The organism is Arthrobacter sp. 05T444 (genome assembly GCF_056395905.1).
This window is the reverse complement of record NZ_JBFTKK010000008.1, coordinates 158921-172780: the sequence shown is the minus strand read 5'-3', so window position 1 is coordinate 172780 and position 13860 is coordinate 158921. Positions and strand designations below refer to the sequence as shown.

Sequence of the window (13860 nt, the reverse complement as noted above, 5' to 3'; positions counted from 1 at the left end):
CGGTCCTCGACAGGCTCAATACCGGCAGTAGGGCTACCCGGCCTGCCGCGGCAATGTCGGGGTCGGCTCCGGCAATAGACTGAAGCCATGGCCCAGACAGGACTCTCCGCAAGCAGACGGTTCCTGCGAGGAAGGATCCGCACGGGGGTGGTCCGGAGCCGCAACTCGCTGGTCCCTGCCATCCAGATGACGGTCTGCGCCGTGGGTGCCTATGCGTTCGCCGAGTACATCCTGGGGCACACCGGTCCCCTGTTCGCGGCCACGTCGTCGCTGATTGCCCTCGGGTTCTCCCGGGATCCGCGCCTCCGCCGGGTGGTGGAGGTTGGCCTGGGCTGTACCCTGGGCATCGTCGTCGGCGACCTGCTGCTTCACTGGCTGGGCGCCGGAATCTGGCAGGCCGCCGTCGTCCTTCTTTTCTCCATCCTGCTGGCCCGATTCCTGGACAGCGGCACCATCTTCACCACCCAGCTCGGGCTGCAGTCCCTGCTCGTGGTGCTGCTGCCGGCGCCGGCCGGCGGGCCGTTTACGCGGAGCATCGACGCCGTGGTGGGCGGTGTTTTTGCGCTGCTGGTCACCATTCTGGTGCCCAAGGACCCGCGCCGTGAGCCCCGGAAGGACGTCCAGAAGCTCCTGCACGAACTCGCGGAGGTGCTGCGCGAGTGCGCGTCGGCCCTGCTCCACAGCGATTCCACCGAGGCGTGGCATGCGCTGGTGCGCGGCCGCAACTGCCAGCCGCTGGTGGATGCGATGAGGCAGTCGCTGCGGGCGTCCGGCGAGGTGGCTACCCTGGCGCCGGCCTACCGCAGGCACCGGGACGAGCTGGACCGGCTGGAACAGTCACTGGATTTCATTGACCTCGCGCTGCGCAACAGCCGGGTCTTCGCGCGCCGGCTGACCAGCGCGATCAACCACGCGGCGCTCTCCGACGAAGCCGTCGAGAATATTGCCGAGGTCCTGCAGGAGACGGCGGCGGCCATCGATGAGCTCTCGCTGGGGCTGGCGGAGGTCCACGACGGCGTCCGCCGCACCCATCTGCGCACGGCCCGCGTCGACCTGAGCGACATCGCCGGGCGGCTGCACCCAAGGATGCTCAAAGTGCAGCGGCTCGAGGGTGAAACCGTGGTGATGCTGTTCCGGCCGCTGATGGTGGACCTGCTCGAGGCCACAGGCATCGACCCGCGCGAGGCCCGCGACATCCTGCCGCCGCTGTAGGGGGCCGCTGGCTGAGTTCGCCGTGTATCCGAGGACGCCTGACGCGCAGCGCATGACGTTGGATCAGTGCCGAACAGTGTCCAAGGGATCGGCAGTTGCAACCACGGGCTGGACGCCCGGGCGCTGCGGTTCGTGGGTCATGCGGTCATTTTCGCATGCGGCCATTTTGCCGGCCCCACTAACGGGCTGGCGTCATCAGCTCAGCAGTTTGGGTGGAGGTGTTTTTCCTCGCTTCGGAAAGCGCTAGATTCCACGCCAAGCCAAGCGATAGACCAGTTCATTGGCAAATATTTTGTGAGACAGGTGCGGTTACGAGACATTTCGGCCGCTTCCCTCCGGTGACGAGGTCCGCCGGGAGAGCGCAGCGAGGGCTTAGGACCGGTGGTGGTCCATGAGCAGCTCGGCCATGGCCCTGGCGCGGCCAGCGGCGCGGGAGTCGCCCTCGGCCGCGGCGACGATGGCTCCCTTGATCAGGATGTGAATGGACCAGGCGAAATCGTGCGGGTCGTTAAGGCCAGCGGATTCTGCGAGTTCCGCAATCTGTTGCCGCGTCTGGTCCATGTACCGGATGCTCGCTTTCCCGAGGGGGTGGTCGGGGCCCATTTCCATCATCACGTGCAGGAAGGAGCTAACCTGGGCCGCGCCTTGGCGGAACCAGTCGTCGAAGACATCGAAGATCGTCAGCATGGCTGCCTCGTCGCTGGTCCCGCGCCGGGCGATTGCGTTCTGGATCGCGGCCGTGCGTTCCAAGTACCACTGCTCGAGGAAGGCAAGGACGACATCGTCCTTGGAGCGGAAGTGCCTGTAGAAGGTTGCCTTGGCCACGCCTGACGCACGGATCAGTTCGTCGACTCCGACATCGCGGATCCCGCGACGGGCGAACAGTTCGTAGGCGGCGGCAACGATCTTCTCCCGAGGCCTGTCCATTGCAGGGCGCCTTGACTGTTCAGCTCTGCTCTCGGGGGTCTGCACACATGGATAATACACAATCCCCTTGGGCCGAGACAGACCGTTCTGTCTAGGGCGTCCCGACTGCATCAGTTCGACGACGGGGGCTGGATTCCGATGGCCCCGTCAGCCCAGCCGTTCGGGCAGCTGACCGTTCCGACACCGATGACTGTCGGCGACATCGATAAGGTTCTCCAAGCATTTGTCCAGGCGGCTGCAAACGCCCATGAAGCGGGATACGACATCGTCGAGGTCCACGCAGCACACGGATACCTTCTCCACCAATTCCTTTCGCCTATTTCGAACCATCGCCAAGACGAATATGGCGGTTCCCTTGAAAACCGCATGCGGCTGCCCCTGCAGGTTTGTAAAGCCGTCCGAGAAGCCTTCCCCCAAAACAAGCCGATGTCCGCATTACCGCGACAGACTGGATTGAAGGCGGCATCACCATTGAAGAGGCCGGCGTCTTCGCTGGCCGCCTGGCAGGCCTCGGCGTCGACCTGCTGGACGTGACATCGGGGGCACTGGCCATTGATGCACCCCCACCTAACAAAAAGGGCCTGAACCTGGAGTTCGCCGATGCCCTGAGGAAAGAGGCCGGCGTCGCCGTGGCCCCGGTGGGTCAGCTATCCGATCCAGAACTGCTGAGGACCGTCGGTGAGACATCATCCGTGGATGCCGTATTGGTCGGGCGTGCCCTCCTGCGCGATCCGTACTTTACGCTTCAGGTTGTCGAGGGCCGGCAAAAGGACTGGCCCAACCAGTACCGCCGCGCGCTCTAACGGGAGACACCCGGACATAAGAGGTCATAGCATGCGTGGTTCGAATCAATGCGCGCAGGGATGTTCCAACGTGCCCTGACACCCCCGAGACGAAGGCGCTTGCCGACCAGCCGATCGAGGGAATTACGTCAAGTTGGCACTCGGAAGGGGTCAGCTGGCGAAGGAAAAATGCGCTTGCTGCCTGACCGACGACGGTTGTGGCGGCCTTTACGCGGAATGAACGTCAGATTGGAGTACACCCCAGCCTGACGGGACCAGGCTGGAATATCTTGACTTTGTTCTTGGACGGACCTAGAACTCAACCTGACAGGAGGGTTGGAGGCACCGGTAGCTGGACAGCGAATCGGGTACGTGCGCGTAAGCACGCTGGATCAGAACGAGAAGCGCCAGCTCGAAGACCAGGTTCTGGACCGGGTCTTTACGGATAGGTCCTCCGGAAGGGACACAGGCAGGCCGCAACTGACGGAACTGCTACGGTTCGCGCGCGACGGGGACACCGTGGTTGTGCACAGCATGGACCGGCTCGCCCGCAACCTCGATGACCTGCGTGCCCTCGTCCAGGGCCTCACCCGTAAGGGCGTGCGCGTGGAGTTCGTCAAAGAGAGACTGGTCTTCACCGGCGAGGACTCCCCCATGGCGAACCTCATGCTCTCTGTCATGAGTGCGTTCGCTGAATTCGAACGCACCCTGATCAGGGAACGCCAAAGGGAGGGCATCGCCCTGGCACAGCAGCGGGGCGTCTACAAAGGACGGAAGAAGACTCTCACGCCGGAACGGACGGCCGAGCTCGTTCAACGCTCCGGCAACGGTGTTCCGAAAGCCGTCCTTGCCCGTGATTACGGGATCAGCCGGGAGACGGTGTACCAGTACCTGCGCCGCGCCAAGCTGGAGTGAACCACTCCCCGGGCCATCGCCGACGCGGCCGTAGCCTGACGGAAGGCCCGATATCGGCGTCATTGAGCACTGCTAAAGCCGTTGCCCACAAGATCTTCCGTCATGTAATCCCCGCTCCCCCTGCGTGATGCCGGCTTTGGGCAAAACGTAAATCTAATGAATCATTGATTCAGAATTTGGAACGGGTTGGAGGCGGAATGGCCGCCTTGGACCCGCCTAATAGTTTCCGGCGTCAGCGTTTGCGAGACAGGCAGGTCTGCCAGTGACTCCTGCTGCATTCCGAGGTCCGCGTAGACAGCATGAAGGCCCGCTACCACGGCCCCCACAGCGCCGGAAAAGTCACCAAGGGCTGCGGGCAGCAGCCTCGGGGACATCCGCAGGTTGTGTTCAAGGGCGCTCTCATATCGGCCAAGGCTCGACGTCAGTGATTTGGCGATGCCTCCCCCGAGCACAATGATGTTCGGCTCGCAAGAGACCGTGATGGCCGTCAGTGCAATCAGAAGAGCATGATCGAAGTGTGCACGCAGGGTTTCAATCCCGCCCTTGTCCTTCTCAACGAAAAGTTCCGCGGGACTCAGCAGCGCAACACCTGCTTCAGCAGCCCTCCGCAGTATTCCCGGACCCGTAAGCATGTGTTCGAGTTTTGTACCAAGCGGACCCACTGGGAGTTGGCCAAATTCTCCTACAAGGCCCCTATCTCCCTGGAGGACCTTCCCATCGATGGCGATCCCTGCACCGAGCCCTGTTCCGAGGGTCAGCATCGCAGCGGTCGGCGATGTCCGTGCGGCCCCGAATCTTTGCTCGCCGAGGAGGGCCAGGTTTGCGTCATTGTCTATCATGACGACCTTCTGGACCGCTGCCTCAAACCTTTGCAGAAAGCGGGGGTCTTCCACCTGCGTCAGGTGGTGGGCGTTGGAGATAGATCTGTCGATGCGGCCGACCGCTCCTGGGAGACCTAGGCAGACGGCGCCTACGAGCCGCCAGTTACTACCAGCGGCCGAGCGCACCTCCGCCGCCAACCATTCAGCGAGATCCGGGGCGTTCAGGGCCGAGGGGGTGGCCACGTCAAGCGCCAGGATCGGGTTGGCCAGAAGATCGGCAACAATAATGCGGGTGTTCGAGGCACCTAGGTCTATGCCGACGACGTACGACCGGCCCGCGACGACGTCCAGAAGCACGGCTCGGCGGCCCCTGTTTTCGGACACGATTTCCGAGCCTTCGAGCAGAAGTCCTTCGTCAATCAGCGAGTCAACGGCCCGCGTGACAGTTGCCGTGGAAATGCCGGTGGCTTCAGCGATCTGTTTTCTGCTCGCTGGGGCCAGCCGGAAGACCTCGGCCAGCACGGTGCCACGATTCATCATCCTCGTGCTTTGAACCATCGAGATCCTCGTAGTTTTGGAATCAGCATGAAGTAAAAGATACCCGAGATCACTACTTTTCCACCACCCCAAGCACATTTTCCAAATATTTTCCCATCGCAGCTCTTGACTTTGATTGCACTCTGAAATCAAAATGGATGAACACGTCAAGGGCGACTCCGTCCAGAAGTCCGGACTCCAGCGACTGGGTGCCATGGCATCGTCCCCTGACAAGCAGCTCAAGGAAGGTCAAGGACCCGATGGAAACACTCGCACTCACAGGACGGCGCCAGATGCGGTGGCTCGTCGCCGGCGCAATGGCGCTGGCACTTTCACTAACCGGCTGCTCCAGCCCCGGGGCAGCACCCGGGACAGGAGCTCCGGCCACACAGGCAACTGAGCCGAGCCTCGCATTCGTTGGCCCCAACGGCGAAAAGCCAGGCAAGCTCGCTGACCTCGTGCTGACCGCTGACGAAAAGGCCAAAGTCAAGAGCGGCAATTACACGGCCGCGTTCGTTTGGCACACGTCCTCGGAGTTTGTTTCCGCAGTTGAAAAGGGCGCCCGTGAACAGTTCAAGGACCTGGGGATCAAAGTCGTTGCGAGCACGCAGGCCGGCTTCGACGCTGCCACCCAGGCCAACAACCTTCAGACAGTGCTGGCTCTGAACCCTGACATCATCGTCACCATCGCAGTGGACCCGGTTTCGGCGGAAGCGACATTCAAGCCGGCAGTCGAGAAGGGGATCAAGCTCGTCATCATGACCACACCCCCCGCGCACTACAAGGCAGGGCAGCAGTTCGTGTCCATCGTGACGGAATCGCTTACTGAAGCCGGCAAGCTGAACGCCACAATCCTCGGAGACGCACTCGGCGGCCAAGGCGACATCGGCTACATGTACCACGATGCCGACTTCTGGTTCACCAACCAGCGCGACAAGGCCTTCAAGGCTTGGACGTCCTACCTCTACCCCAACGAGAAGATCGTCGCCGAGGAGGGCTTCACTGACGAATCAAAGACCCAGGAGATCGCCGCGGCGATGATAGCGCGCCACCCGGACCTGAAGGGCATCTACGTCCCGTGGGCAACTGCCGCCCAAGGTGTGCTCGCCGCCCTTCGCGACGCCGGCCGATCCGATGTCAAGGTAGTGACCAACGACCTCGACGCCACCCTTGCAGCCGACATGGCGCGCGACGGCAACGCGGCCGGCCTCGTGGGCAACAGCTCCATCTCTATTGGCAAGGGACTGGCCACCGCCTCCGCCTACGGCGTGCTCAAGAAGCAGGCGCCTGCGCTCGTGGCTGCGACTCCGACGGGGATCACCAAGGACAACCTGGCCCAGGGCTGGAAGGACGATTACGGCACCGAACCGCCATCGAGCGTCACGGGCAAGTGACCCGACACTGATCCGGGCCCGGCGGAAAAGCGCTGGGCCCGGAATCAGAAAAGGCTAGACCCCGTTGGCCATTGACGCGCCACATGCCCTCATCACTAAGGCCCAACCTACGGGCACCCCTATAAAGGAACCTCCCATGGCACAATTTGTGCAGACCGTACTCGGTCCGGTCGACCCGGCCAGACTTGGAAAAATCCTCCACCACGAACACCTCACATCCCTGGTTCCCGGACCATGGCTGTCAGGTGGACGTCCGGAGACGCTCGCTGATCCGCACCGGCTGGTGGTTTCGCCAACCGACCCCGCTTATGCAGACGACCAGGTGTGCCAAGCCGTCGGTGCCCTTAGCGGGCTCAAGGACTTGGGCTTCGACACGGTTGTGGACCTCAGCCCCTACAGCGTCGTCGGCCGCTCGGCGCTGGGCGAAAACCTGAACATCCTGCAGCGCGTATCGGAGCAATCCAGGGTGCACATCGTGGCGGGAAGCTCCGTCTACCTGGAGCCTTACAGCCCGGCCTGGACCGCCGAGGCGACCCTCGAGCAGATGACGGAGCGGTTCACCCTGGACGTCTCCACGGGGATCGGTTCCACGTCGATCAAAGCCGGCATCCTGGGTGAACAGGCCACGGGCCTGAACGAAATCACAGCCCACGAAGAGAAGTGTCTTCGGGCTGCCGCGCGTGCGCACCAAGCCACAGGAGTGTCGCTGGTGACGCACACTACACACGGGACGATGGCCCTTGAGCAGATCCAGATACTGAACGAGGAGGGGGCCGATCTCAGCCGTGTGGTCATCGGGCACATGGACATTCAGCCCGAGCTCGAGTACCTGCTCAAGGTGCTGGACACCGGAGTCAACATCGCCTTCGACACCATCGGCAAGGAATTCTGGGACTTCGTCCTGGAGCCCGGCCCCGCCCAGCCGACCGAAGGCGAATACTCCAAAAGGGCCTACTACCGCTCCGACGCGAGCAGGGCAGCACACCTGGCCGACCTGGCCGACAGGGGCTACGCAGGGCAAGTTCTGCTCTCGCAGGATCTCACCGGCGCCGAGGTTTACCTCAACCCCAGAACCCACGGAGAGTGGGGTTACAACTACCTTGGCGCGGCCTTCATCCCGATGGCAGCCGAACTGGGCCTGTCACAGGCCCATGCCGATCTGATGCTGCGGGACAATCCACTCTGGCTCCTGACGCAGGAGGCGCCGTGAGCACCGGCTCAAATCATGCCGTCAAAGTTGCGGCCTACGTGGTGGGCGTTGATCTCGGTGGGACAAAGATCAGGGCCGGCATTGCCAGCGAAACCGGGACCATCCTGGCTGACCGGAAGGTGCCCACCAACGCCGGAGGCGTCAATGTTATTGAACAGATTGTCGGCCTCGTCAGTGAGTTGTGCGCAGTCGTCGGCGCCGGCACCGATCAGGTCGCGGCGACCGGCATCGGTGGTGCTGGAGTTCCGGACAGCTCCGGGGAGAACTTCGACCAGGCTCCCAACCTCTCGGGACTGCGGGACGTGCCTTTTGCGCAGGACCTCATGCAGAGGCTCGGGCATCCCGTGATCATCGAAAATGACGTCAATGTCGCCGCTCTCGGAGAATTGCACTACGGCCTCGGACTCGGCCACTCTGACTTCGTCTTCGTCTCCGTCGGTACCGGGATCGGCATGGGCATCGTGGCGGACGGCCGGCTCATACGCGGTGCCAGTGGGGCGGCAGGGGAAATCGGATACCTTCCCTTCGGAACGGACCCACTGACCGCGGAAAACCAGGTGCGTGGCCCGTTGGAGGAAGCGGTAGCAGGCGACGCACTGGCACGCCGGTACGAGATGGCTACAGGGTACAGAATCTCCACCCGGGAGATCTTTGCGAAGGCCCAGGACGGTGACACACACGCGCTGGCCGCCATCGACGATGAGGCACGATGGCTCGCCGCGGCCCTCGTCGCAGTCAACGCGGTCCTCAACCCGGAAGTTTTCGTGATCGGCGGCGGCATCGGCAGCAGGAAGGAGCTCTTGCCCCACCTCCACACCTGGCTGACCCGCCACGGAGTGTCTTCACTCGATGTCCGCATCAGCGAACTCGGCCACCGCGCACCAGTAGCCGGCGCGGTCCGGCTCGCACTCGCGGCCGCCAAAACCGGACTGCCCAGCCCTACCGAGACCGTCTCCGCACTGCACGGCCCTGCTCAGAAAGGACACACACCGTGAGCACCACAACTCTAGCGAAACCAAATTTCCTCACCCACGTCAAGGAGATGAACTGGAGCAACTACGTCGTCTACATCGGATTCGCGCTCGTGTTCCTGTTCTTTGCAGTGACACAGACGGCGTACTTCCTCAACGCGACTAACCTGCTCAACATCGTGATCCAGGCAGCACCGATCACGATCATGGCGGTCGGCATGGTCTTCGTGCTGAGTACAGGCGAAATCGACCTCTCCATCGGCTCGACCGTAGCACTGTCTGCGTTGACAACCGGCGTCGTCCTTCAAGGAACCGGGCAGTTTTGGATCGGCGCTCTGGCCGGGCTGGGGGTGGGCATCATTGTCGGGCTCGTCAACGGCTTCTTCATCACGATGGTCCGTCTTCCCTCATTCCTGGTGACTCTGGCCACGATGGGCCTGATCGCCGGCCTCGCCCGACAGCTAACAGACCTCCAATCGGTACCGGTGACCGACCGCGCCTTCGTCTGGCTCTTCGGCGGCGGTGATCTTCTCGGGTTGCCGATCATGCTGTGGTGGACGGTCTTGGCGGTCCTCGTCGGCTGGCACCTGCTACGGCAGCGCCGGTATGGCGCCCACGTTCTGGCCGTGGGCAACAGCGCGTCGGCAGCCCGGGTGAGCGGCATCAAGGTCAACCGTATCCGGCTGATGGTCTTCGTCGGTAGCGCCATGGCCGCGGCCCTCGCCGGTCTCCTGTACGCCGGCCGCCTGCACGGCGCCCGCTACACCTTGGGTGAAACCGACCTGATGACAGTCATCGCGGCTGCCATCGTCGGCGGCACCAGCCTGTTTGGCGGCAAGGGGACGGTCATCGGTGCCCTGATCGGCAGCCTCCTGATGAGCATGATCAACAACGGACTCATCCTCGCCGGGCTCAACGTTTCCCAGCAGATGATCGTCCGCGGCCTGATCATCCTCGTTGCGGTCTCCTTCTCCCTCCGCGGCAAGAAAAGCTAGAGAAAGGATCCCCATGTTCCTCGACCTGCTTCGACGACGAAACCCCGGTTTCCTCTCGGCAATTTCCCAGCTGCACACAGCCGGCGACCTGCCCGTCAACTGCTACGCAATTGACCTTGACGCCGTCGAACGGAATGCTGTCGCATTCGCCGCGGAAGCGGCGCGTCTCGGACTGACGCCGTTCGCCATGACCAAGCAGATAGGCCGCAACCCCGACGTCTCCAAGACACTCGTGCGCTCAGGCATCACCCACGCCGTCGGCGTCGATCTGCAGTGCGCGGTGGCAGCGGCTTCGGGAGGCCTCCGCGTGGGGCACCTTGGCCATCTCGTTCAGATACCTCGGCACGAGGCCGATCTGGCCGCGTCGCTGGAACCGTTGTACTGGACGGTCTTCAGCGAGACCAAGGCCCGGGAGGCAGGTGCCGCCGCACTAAGGCGCGGCCGCGTCCAGGATGTCCTCCTCCGCGTGGTCGCCCCCGATGACCGGTTCTACACCGGGCACGAGGGCGGCTTTGCCTTGGAAGGAATCGTGCAGGCGGCCGACACCGTCGACGCTCTCCCCGGCGTGCGCTTCGCCGGCATCACCACGTTCCCCGCCACCCTCTTCAATCCGGCGACAGGGACGGCAGAGGCAACCCCGAACCGCCGGACCCTCGCCCGTGCAGCGGCGCTCCTCGAAGCCAACGGGCGGACGGGATTCGCGGTGAACGCGCCCGGAACCACGTCAATTTCGGTGCTGGAGGGGCTGGCCCGCGACGGAGCCACACAGGTGGAGCCAGGCCATGGGCTAACGGGAACCACCCCCCTGCATGCCGTGGCCGATCTGGCCGAAGAGCCTGCCATCGCGTACGTCACCGAAGTCTCGCACCTGTGGAATGACAGGGCCTACGTCTTCGGCGGAGGATTCTACGTCGACCCGGTCCTTGGTGAAGGCACCACGCGCGCGATCGTCGTTCCCGGCGCTTCGGACGTCTCGGCCGCCCCGGCGCTTCCGGTGGAAATGCCTGCGCCACACGCGATCGACTACTACGCCACCATCCCGTTGGACCACGCAAGTCCCGTCGCAGAAGGCGACACGGTGATCTTCGGGTTCCGTCCGCAGGTGTTTGTCACCCGGGCACTGACCGCGGCCATCTCCGGCATCTCCACAGGCACCCCCCGGGTCGAGGGCATCTGGGCAGCGGACGGCTCCGCACCGCTCGCCCTGGCCCAATCCTGACACCGAAGACAGATAGGACACATCATGACACTCTCACCTTCGGCAGCCGAGGCTGCCACCCCTGAATCCGCTTCCGCTCCGCCCCTCCGACTGAAGGGCATCCACAAAAACTTCGGGGGCGTGGTAGCCATCAAGCACTTTGACCTGGAAGTAAAGGCCGGCGAGATCGTGGCCCTGGTGGGCGACAATGGCGCCGGCAAATCAACCCTGGTCAAGATCATCTCCGGGCTGTACCAGCCCAGCGACGGTGAAATCTGGCTGAACGGCGAGCAGGTCAGCTTCCGGGACGCCTCCGACGCGCGGACCAAAGGCGTCGAGGTCGTCTACCAGGACCTCGCGCTCGTCGAGGACCAGCCCGTCTACATGAACATGTTCCTCGGCCGGGAACTGACCAAGGGGCCGTTGGGCGTCCTGGACAGGAAGGCCATGGCCACTCAGACGCAGGAGCTCGTGGACACCCTGGACGTCCGCATCCCCTCCGCCAAGGCAACCCTGAGCGACCTGTCCGGCGGTCAGCGCCAGGGCGTCGCCATCTGCCGCGCCACGCACTGGGCCAGCAGCCTGGTGCTCATGGACGAACCCACGGCGGCGCTTGGCGTCGCCGAGACGGCGAAGGTCGAGGAAGTCATCCTCAAGCTCCGCTCCAGGGGTGCTGCCGTTCTCATCGTCAGCCACAACATGGACCAGGTGTTTCGCATCGCCGACCGCGTCTCGGTACTTCGCCGCGGAACCCAGGTCGGCACCAAAAGGCTGGCCGAAACATCCCACAACGAAGTCGTCGCCATGATTACGGGACTGAGCTCATGACCATCGAAGGGCACCACCCGGCAGGGGGGCACATGCGGTCCGAGATCGCTGAACAGCCAGCACGCTGGCAGGATCTCATCAGTCAGCAACAGCCCGCCTTCCTGAAGGCTGCCGAACTGTTCCGCACGGTCAACCCCGAGCTGCTGGTCTTCGCCGCGCGCGGGTCCAGCGATCATGCCGCCATGTACGGCCAGTATCTGGCCCACAACCTCCTCGGCATACCCGCCTCGCTATCGACGCCGAGCACGGTCACGGCGTTCGGCACGGAACTGCGGTATCCGAGGTCGATCATGCTGGCCGTGTCGCAGTCCGGCGAGTCACCGGACCTCCTCGACACGGTTCGCGCCGCAAAGCGGGCCGGAGTCCCGGTTATTGCCCTAACCAACAACGAATCGAGCACGCTTGCAGCTTTGGGTGATGTGCATGTGAACCTCACGGCAGGACCTGAGCTTTCAGTGGCAGCCACCAAAACCTACACGGCCGAACTGCTCGCCCTGTATGTCGTACTGACACTCGCCGCTGGCGGTTCCTGGAGCGAGATTAAAACACGGGCGAACGCAGCCATCGAAGCCGCGAACCGGGTAATGGACCGGGCAGCGGCGTGGGGGAAACGGCTTGCAGAGACCCTCCAGGACGCTGACAGGGTCCTGGTGGTCGGCCGTGGCTACTCAATGTCGACGGCAAAGGAAGGAGCGCTCAAGCTGATGGAGACCAACTCCATGGCAGCCTCGGGCTGGAGCGCCGCCGACGCGACCCACGGGCCCCTCGGACAAGTGGAGCCGGGCACGCCCGTCATTGCTCTCACAGCCAGCCCCGGAGGGCGCGAATCCGTTCACGCATTTGCCCAGGCGGCCCGCGCCCTTGGCGGCCGAACCATTATCATCGGGCCACACGGAAGTGATGATGAGGACGGCCTTGAAATTCCGGCTGCCGGTGCCCCCGGCCTCGATCCGGCGCTGCTGCCTCTGATGGAAATCATCCCTCTGCAGCAACTGGCGCTGTGCCTGGCCCTGCGCCGAGGACTGGACCCAGACCGCCCCGCAGGACTCAAGAAGGTGACAAAAACTATTTGACAGCTCCCGGGGAACGGCCGCCGCGCCGCCGTCAGTAGACGTAGCGGTGGAGATGGCCACTTACAGCGCGGCGGCAACACCGGCCCAAGGTACCAACCCCTTACGCCTGTCCGGATTCTTGAACGTCAAGGGACCGGCCGGAGCTTGAAATCCCCAAACGACCTCCATGAGCTCGCTGCCGTACGACCAGGACCTGTACCTGGTGCATGGTGTCCTTCGCTGATGGGTTGGTCGTGGCGGAGGGGTGGTTATTTGTTTCATGCGTTTTCCTCTTCGGGGCGAGATGTGGGCGAAGGGGACGATGCAGGAGCCGCCCCTAGGATCAGAGTCCTTCGCGCAGACTTTTCTCGCCGTTTTTGACGTCAAGTAATTCAAATTAAGGAGAACGTATGGCGCCGCATGTCCGCATGCCACTTCCGATCCCTGTGCTAGCGGTGCTGACTTGGTTCGATGACGAATGTCAGCTTCTCGTTCATTGTCAGGGAGACATCCCGTGTTCCGGGTCCTTCATCGTGGGGCTTGAGGTGAAAGGCGATGGCGGGGGGATCCGACACTGCTGCATCGAGTATTCAGACGCTTCGCCGGCCGGTATCTTCACTTTCGACCTCACAGAGAACCTTCAGTTTGCCCATGACGTTGCCACCGTGAACTCGAACGGATCCGTTCTCGAAGGACGGTTTCCAGCCTGGGCGGTCGGCACTCCGGGTGCCGAATGGTCATTTTCGGCGTTTTGCATCCAAAACGGAGTGACCACCGCCCGCGGCATCGAAGTCGAGCAGTCTCGGGGCCGGGCAGGGCCGGAAGCAGTGAGTGACCTCCACCCACCTGCTACCCAGTCGAGTCGCCGGGCGACCACTGATATTGTGTCAGACCGTTTCCACTTCGAGCCCAACTGACGGCAGAGCTTCGAGTATCTCAGGTTCTATGCCCAGCAGTTCTGTGGCAGCTGTCCGGGCGGATTCCTCGCCACGAGCGAGCTTGGTTTGGCTTTGAGAAA

Annotated in this window: 14 protein-coding genes; 12 read left to right on the top strand and 2 right to left on the bottom strand. The window is 63.2% G+C overall.

The features are described from left to right. Positions 1–87: 87 nt before the first annotated feature. Entirely contained in the window at positions 88–1212 is a 1125-nt protein-coding gene (locus AC1DD3_RS10360; RefSeq protein WP_230117750.1) for an FUSC family protein, read from the top strand. Between the two features lie 372 nt (positions 1213–1584). Here the strand turns inward: AC1DD3_RS10360 and AC1DD3_RS10355 are convergent, their stop codons facing one another. Then, positions 1585–2139, bottom strand: a complete 555-nt coding sequence (locus tag AC1DD3_RS10355) for a TetR/AcrR family transcriptional regulator (protein WP_476875699.1) — start codon at positions 2137–2139, stop codon at positions 1585–1587. Between the two features lie 186 nt (positions 2140–2325). Here AC1DD3_RS10355 and AC1DD3_RS10350 point away from each other — a divergent pair, with 186 nt between their 5' ends. From AC1DD3_RS10350 to AC1DD3_RS10340, 3 genes are all read left to right on the top strand, one after another. Continuing rightward, the gene (locus AC1DD3_RS10350) at positions 2326–2673 is read left to right on the top strand and encodes an oxidoreductase (RefSeq protein ID WP_476881573.1); all 348 of its coding nucleotides are present in this window, start codon (positions 2326–2328) and stop codon (positions 2671–2673) included. Then, positions 2670–2942, top strand: coding sequence for a hypothetical protein (locus AC1DD3_RS10345; protein WP_476881572.1), 273 nt, complete (start codon positions 2670–2672; stop codon positions 2940–2942). The genes AC1DD3_RS10350 and AC1DD3_RS10345 overlap by 4 nt, the downstream gene beginning before the upstream one ends. Before the next feature lie 351 nt (positions 2943–3293). Next, positions 3294–3836, top strand: coding sequence for a recombinase family protein (locus AC1DD3_RS10340; protein WP_476881571.1), 543 nt, complete (start codon positions 3294–3296; stop codon positions 3834–3836). Positions 3837–3997: 161 nt separating this feature from the next. Here the strand turns inward: AC1DD3_RS10340 and AC1DD3_RS10335 are convergent, their stop codons facing one another. Beyond that, a complete protein-coding gene (locus tag AC1DD3_RS10335) occupies positions 3998–5215 on the bottom strand; it encodes an ROK family transcriptional regulator (RefSeq protein ID WP_230117770.1) in 1218 nt (405 codons plus the stop codon). 239 nt (positions 5216–5454) lie between these two features. On the opposite strand from AC1DD3_RS10335, the gene AC1DD3_RS10330 reads away from it, so the two are divergent. The 8 genes from AC1DD3_RS10330 (at position 5455) to AC1DD3_RS10295 (ending at position 13759) form a co-directional block, all read left to right on the top strand. Then, on the top strand, positions 5455–6588 hold the full coding sequence (locus tag AC1DD3_RS10330; protein WP_476881570.1) for a substrate-binding domain-containing protein: 1134 nt from the start codon (positions 5455–5457) through the stop codon (positions 6586–6588). 136 nt (positions 6589–6724) lie between these two features. Next, complete coding sequence (locus AC1DD3_RS10325) at positions 6725–7798, top strand: phosphotriesterase family protein (protein ID WP_476881569.1); 1074 nt, start codon at positions 6725–6727, stop codon at positions 7796–7798. After that, positions 7795–8793 (top strand): ROK family protein, encoded by a 999-nt coding sequence (locus AC1DD3_RS10320; protein ID WP_476881568.1) that lies wholly within the window; start codon positions 7795–7797, stop codon positions 8791–8793. Before AC1DD3_RS10325 ends, AC1DD3_RS10320 begins: the two co-directional genes overlap by 4 nt. Then, positions 8790–9764, top strand: coding sequence for an ABC transporter permease (locus tag AC1DD3_RS10315; RefSeq protein ID WP_476875760.1), 975 nt, complete (start codon positions 8790–8792; stop codon positions 9762–9764). The genes AC1DD3_RS10320 and AC1DD3_RS10315 overlap by 4 nt, the downstream gene beginning before the upstream one ends. Positions 9765–9777: 13 nt before the next feature. Further along, the gene (locus AC1DD3_RS10310; RefSeq protein ID WP_476881567.1) at positions 9778–10983 is read left to right on the top strand and encodes an alanine racemase; all 1206 of its coding nucleotides are present in this window, start codon (positions 9778–9780) and stop codon (positions 10981–10983) included. Between the two features lie 24 nt (positions 10984–11007). Continuing rightward, a complete protein-coding gene (locus tag AC1DD3_RS10305; protein WP_476881566.1) occupies positions 11008–11790 on the top strand; it encodes an ATP-binding cassette domain-containing protein in 783 nt (260 codons plus the stop codon). Next, a complete protein-coding gene (locus AC1DD3_RS10300) occupies positions 11787–12863 on the top strand; it encodes an SIS domain-containing protein (RefSeq protein WP_476881565.1) in 1077 nt (358 codons plus the stop codon). Before AC1DD3_RS10305 ends, AC1DD3_RS10300 begins: the two co-directional genes overlap by 4 nt. A gap of 389 nt (positions 12864–13252) precedes the next feature. After that, the gene (locus AC1DD3_RS10295; protein ID WP_476875764.1) at positions 13253–13759 is read left to right on the top strand and encodes a hypothetical protein; all 507 of its coding nucleotides are present in this window, start codon (positions 13253–13255) and stop codon (positions 13757–13759) included. Positions 13760–13860: the final 101 nt, after the last annotated feature.

What these genes read in the sequence shown, in the direction of transcription:
- AC1DD3_RS10305 (WP_476881566.1), top strand. Translation starts at nt 11,008, where the DNA reads ATGACACTCTCACCTTCGGCAGCCGAGGCTGCCACCCCTGAATCCGCT.
- AC1DD3_RS10325 (WP_476881569.1), top strand. Translation starts at nt 6,725, where the DNA reads ATGGCACAATTTGTGCAGACCGTACTCGGTCCGGTCGACCCGGCCAGA.
- AC1DD3_RS10295 (WP_476875764.1), top strand. Translation starts at nt 13,253, where the DNA reads ATGGCGCCGCATGTCCGCATGCCACTTCCGATCCCTGTGCTAGCGGTG.
- AC1DD3_RS10350 (WP_476881573.1), top strand. Translation starts at nt 2,326, where the DNA reads ATGACTGTCGGCGACATCGATAAGGTTCTCCAAGCATTTGTCCAGGCG.
- AC1DD3_RS10310 (WP_476881567.1), top strand. Translation starts at nt 9,778, where the DNA reads ATGTTCCTCGACCTGCTTCGACGACGAAACCCCGGTTTCCTCTCGGCA.
- AC1DD3_RS10330 (WP_476881570.1), top strand. Translation starts at nt 5,455, where the DNA reads ATGGAAACACTCGCACTCACAGGACGGCGCCAGATGCGGTGGCTCGTC.
- AC1DD3_RS10335 (WP_230117770.1), bottom strand. Translation starts at nt 5,215, where the DNA reads ATGGTTCAAAGCACGAGGATGATGAATCGTGGCACCGTGCTGGCCGAG.
- AC1DD3_RS10355 (WP_476875699.1), bottom strand. Translation starts at nt 2,139, where the DNA reads ATGGACAGGCCTCGGGAGAAGATCGTTGCCGCCGCCTACGAACTGTTC.
- AC1DD3_RS10360 (WP_230117750.1), top strand. Translation starts at nt 88, where the DNA reads ATGGCCCAGACAGGACTCTCCGCAAGCAGACGGTTCCTGCGAGGAAGG.
- AC1DD3_RS10300 (WP_476881565.1), top strand. Translation starts at nt 11,787, where the DNA reads ATGACCATCGAAGGGCACCACCCGGCAGGGGGGCACATGCGGTCCGAG.